2 rRNA genes are annotated in these 4,963 nt (G+C 58.3%); both read left to right on the forward strand.

Annotation, left to right across the window (positions count from 1 at the left end):
• Positions 1-101 precede the first annotated feature (101 nt).
• Positions 102-1,652: ribosomal RNA gene (locus JK356_RS21350) — 16S ribosomal RNA — on the forward strand.
• A 170-nt stretch (positions 1,653-1,822) separates the two neighbouring features.
• Positions 1,823-4,943, forward strand: a 23S ribosomal RNA gene (locus tag JK356_RS21355).
• Together the 16S and 23S rRNA genes form the textbook arrangement of a ribosomal RNA operon.
• The last annotated feature ends 20 nt before the right edge of the window (positions 4,944-4,963 follow it).

A 4,963-nucleotide genomic window follows, 5' to 3' on the forward strand; every position in this document is an offset into this window, starting at 1 on the left:
TCGTTCCTTGAGAACTCAACAGCGAGCCGATGTACTACATCTGCCAGATATTTCTTTGATGTAGCGGGGATTGACTCGCTCGTCGTGATTGTTTTGAAGCATTCACGGAGAGTTTGATCCTGGCTCAGGACGAACGCTGGCGGCGTGCTTAACACATGCAAGTCGTACGATGACCCGGCTCTTCGGAGCTGGTGATTAGTGGCGAACGGGTGAGTAACACGTGGGTGACCTGCCCTGCACTCTGGGATAAGCCCGGGAAACTGGGTCTAATACTGGATACGACCAGTGGCCGCATGGTCTGCTGGTGGAAAGCCCTTCGGGGTGGTGTGGGATGGGCCCGCGGCCTATCAGCTTGTTGGTGGGGTGATGGCCTACCAAGGCGACGACGGGTAGCCGGCCTGAGAGGGTGTCCGGCCACACTGGGACTGAGACACGGCCCAGACTCCTACGGGAGGCAGCAGTGGGGAATCTTGCACAATGGGCGAAAGCCTGATGCAGCGACGCCGCGTGAGGGATGACGGCCTTCGGGTTGTAAACCTCTTTCGGCAGGGAACAAGCCTGGGGGTTTTCTTCTGGGTGAGGGTACCTGCGGAAGAAGCACCGGCTAACTACGTGCCAGCAGCCGCGGTAATACGTAGGGTGCGAGCGTTGTCCGGAATTATTGGGCGTAAAGAGCTCGTAGGCGGCGTGTCGCGTCGATTGTGAAAGCCCGGGGCTTAACTCCGGGTCTGCAGTCGATACGGGCATGCTCGAGTTCGGCAGGGGAGACTGGAATTCCTGGTGTAGCGGTGAAATGCGCAGATATCAGGAGGAACACCGGTGGCGAAGGCGGGTCTCTGGGCCGATACTGACGCTGAGGAGCGAAAGCGTGGGGAGCGAACAGGATTAGATACCCTGGTAGTCCACGCCGTAAACGGTGGGCACTAGGTGTGGGCCGCTTTGTGTGGTCTGTGCCGTAGCTAACGCATTAAGTGCCCCGCCTGGGGAGTACGGCCGCAAGGCTAAAACTCAAAGGAATTGACGGGGGCCCGCACAAGCGGCGGAGCATGTGGCTTAATTCGACGCAACGCGAAGAACCTTACCAAGGCTTGACATACACCGGACGGTCGCAGAGATGTGGCTTCCTTTTTGGCTGGTGTACAGGTGGTGCATGGCTGTCGTCAGCTCGTGTCGTGAGATGTTGGGTTAAGTCCCGCAACGAGCGCAACCCTTGTCCTGTGTTGCCAGCACGCCCTTTGTGGTGGTGGGGACTCACGGGAGACTGCCGGGGTCAACTCGGAGGAAGGTGGGGACGACGTCAAGTCATCATGCCCCTTATGTCTTGGGCTGCACACGTGCTACAATGGCTGGTACAGTGGGCTGCGATACCGTGAGGTGGAGCGAATCCCTAAAAGCCAGTCTCAGTTCGGATTGGGGTCTGCAACTCGACCCCATGAAGTCGGAGTCGCTAGTAATCGCAGATCAGCATTGCTGCGGTGAATACGTTCCCGGGCCTTGTACACACCGCCCGTCACGTCACGAAAGTCGGTAACACCCGAAGCCGGTGGCCTAACCCCTGTTTGGGGAGGGAGCTGTCGAAGGTGGGACTGGCGATTGGGACGAAGTCGTAACAAGGTAGCCGTACCGGAAGGTGCGGCTGGATCACCTCCTTTCTAAGGAGCATTGCCGATGCTGCCAGGCAGGGTGTCTGGTGGTGGCTGCTCATGTTTTTTCCTTGGTCTGGTTTTTGTGTCTTCGGTTCGCTGTTGGGTCCTGAGGGAGCGAAGGTTTTCGCTTTTCTCGGTTGGTGGTTGTTAAGTGCACAGTGGACGCGAGCATCTGTGGCCAAGTGATTAAGGGCGCACGGTGGATGCCTTGGCACCAGGAACCGATGAAGGACGTGGGAGGCCGCGATAGTCCCCGGGGAGTTGTCAACCGAGCTGTGATCCGGGGGTGTCCGAATGGGGGAACCCGGCAGTCGTTATGGGCTGTCACCTGTCGCTGAATGTATAGGCGGCAGGGGGGAACGCGGGGAAGTGAAACATCTCAGTACCCGCAGGAAGAGAAAACAAGAGTGATTCCGGGAGTAGTGGTGAGCGAAACCGGAGGAGGCTAAACCGTGGCGGTGTGATACTCGGCAGGGGTTGCCGTTGCGGTGTTGTGGGAGCTGTCTGGACTGGTCTGCCGGCTGGTCGGCGAGTGAGAAAGCACATGTATAGGCGAAGGGCATGCGAATGGCCTGGCGTAGAGGGTAAGACCCCCGTAGCTGAAATGCGTGTGTCTCGCTGGGATGGTGTCCCGAGTAGCACAGGGCCCGAGGAATCCTGTGTGAATCTGCCAGGACCACCTGGTAAGCCTAAATATTCCCTGGTGACCGATAGCGGATAGTACCGTGAGGGAATGGTGAAAAGTACCGCGGGAGCGGAGTGAAAGAGTACCTGAAACCGTGTGCCTACAAGCCGTGGGAGCGTCGCGCTGCATGCCTTGTGTGTGTGGTGTCGTGACTGCGTGCCTTTTGAAGAATGAGCCTGCGAGTTCGCGGTGTGTCGCGTGGTTAACCCGTGTGTGGGGTAGCCGTAGCGAAAGCGAGTCCGAAGAGGGCGTTGGTGGCATGCCCGAGACCCGAAGCGGGGTGATCTAGCCATGGGCAGGGTGAAGCGTGGGTAAGACTGCGTGGAGGCCCGAACCCACCAGAGTTGAAAATCTGGGGGATGACCTGTGGTTAGGGGTGAAAGGCCAATCAGACTCCGTGATAGCTGGTTCTCCCCGAAATGCATTTAGGTGCAGCGTCGTGTGGTGCTTGCCGGAGGTAGGGCTCTGGGTAGGTGATGGGCCTGACCGGGTTACTGACCTTAGCCAAACTTCGAATGCCGGTAAGTTGAGCGCGGCAGTGAGACTGCGGGGGATAAGCTTCGTGGTCGAGAGGGAAACAGCCCAGAGCATCGACTAAGGCCCCTAAGCGTGTGCTAAGTGGGAAAGGATGTGGAGTCGCTTAGACAGCCAGGAGGTTGGCTTAGAAGCAGCCATCCTTGAAAGAGTGCGTAATAGCTCACTGGTCGAGTGATTCTGCGCCGACAATGTAGCGGGGCTCAAGTACACCGCCGAAGTCGTGTCGCCGCCCTTTTGTGGGTGGTGGGTAGGGGAGCGTCGTGCACCGGGTGAAGCATCCTTGTGAGGGTGGTGTGGATGGTGTGCGAGTGAGAATGCAGGCATGAGTAGCGTTACGCACGTGAGAAACGTGTGCGCCGATTGACTAAGGGTTCCTGGGTCAAGCTGATCTGCCCAGGGTAAGTCGGGGCCTAAGGCGAGGCCGACAGGCGTAGTCGATGGATAACCGGTTGATATTCCGGTACCCGCTGTGAAGCGCCAGCGCTGAGGCAGGTGATGCTAAGCCTGTGCCGCTGCCGTCTACTGGCCTTTGGTTGGTGGGTGGTGTGTGGTGGGGGTGAACCGATCCTGTAGTAGGTGAGTGATGGGGTGACGCAGGAAGGTAGTCCAGCCCGGGCGGTGGTTGTCCCGGGGTAAGGGTGTGGCCCGAGTGGTAGGGAAATCCGCTGCTCTTTGTGGGTGAGACCTGATGCCGAGCCGATTGTGGCGAAGTGGATGATCCTATGCTGTCGAGAAAAGCCTCTAGCGAGTTTCATGGCGGCCCGTACCCTAAACCGACTCAGGTGGTCAGGTAGAGTATACCGAGGCGTTCGGGTGAACTGTGGTTAAGGAACTCGGCAAATTGCCCCCGTAACTTCGGGAGAAGGGGGGCCGTTCCTGGTGATCCGCCTTTGCGTGGGGAGCTGGGGGTGGCCGCAGAGACCAGCGAGAAGCGACTGTTTATTAAAAACACAGGTCCGTGCGAAGCTGTAAGGCGATGTATACGGACTGACGCCTGCCCGGTGCTGGAACGTTAAGGGGACTGGTTAGCTGCATCTTGTGGTGTGGCGAAGCTGGGAACTTAAGCGCCAGTAAACGGCGGTGGTAACTATAACCATCCTAAGGTAGCGAAATTCCTTGTCGGGTAAGTTCCGACCTGCACGAATGGCGTAACGACTTCTCGGCTGTCTCAACCACAGGCCCGGTGAAATTGCAGTACGAGTAAAGATGCTCGTTTCGCGCAGCAGGACGGAAAGACCCCGGGACCTTTACTACAGCTTGATATTGGTGTTCGGTTCGGTTTGTGTAGGATAGGTGGGAGACTGTGAAGCTCGAGCGCCAGCTTGGGTGGAGTCGTTGGTGAAATACCACTCTGATCGTGCTGGATGCCTGAACCTGGGTCCGTGATCCGGATCGGGGACAGTGTCTGGTGGGTAGTTTAACTGGGGCGGTTGCCTCCTAAAGGGTAACGGAGGCGCCCAAAGGTTCCCTCAGCCTGGTTGGTTATCAGGTGGTGAGTGTAAGTGCACAAGGGAGCTTGACTGTGAGACTGGCGGGTCGAGCAGGTGCGAAAGCAGGGACTAGTGATCCGGCGGTGGCTTGTGGGAGCGCCGTCGCTCATCGGATAAAAGGTACCCCGGGGATAACAGGCTGATCTTCCCCAAGAGTCCGTATCGACGGGATGGTTTGGCACCTCGATGTCGGCTCGTCGCATCCTGGGGCTGGAGTTGGTCCCAAGGGTTGGGCTGTTCGCCCATTAAAGCGGTACGCGAGCTGGGTTTAGAACGTCGTGAGACAGTTCGGTCCCTATCCGCTGCGCGCGTTGGAGTCTTGAGAAGGGCTGTCCCTAGTACGAGAGGACCGGGACGGACGGACCTCTGGTGTGCCAGTTGTCCCGCCAGGGGCATGGCTGGTTGGCTACGTTCGGGAAGGATAACCGCTGAAGGCATCTAAGCGGGAAGCTTGCTTCGAGATGAGGGCTCCTGCCTCCTTTGAGGGGTTAAGGCTCCCGGGAGATGACCGGGTTGATAGGCCAGGGATGGAAGCCTCGTGAGAGGTGGAGTTGACTGGTACTAATAGGCCGAGGGCTTGTCCGCAGATGCTCGCGTCCACTGTG

Source organism: Streptomyces sp. 7-21 (genome assembly GCF_016741785.1).
Taxonomy (GTDB): Bacteria; Actinomycetota; Actinomycetes; order Streptomycetales; family Streptomycetaceae; genus Streptomyces.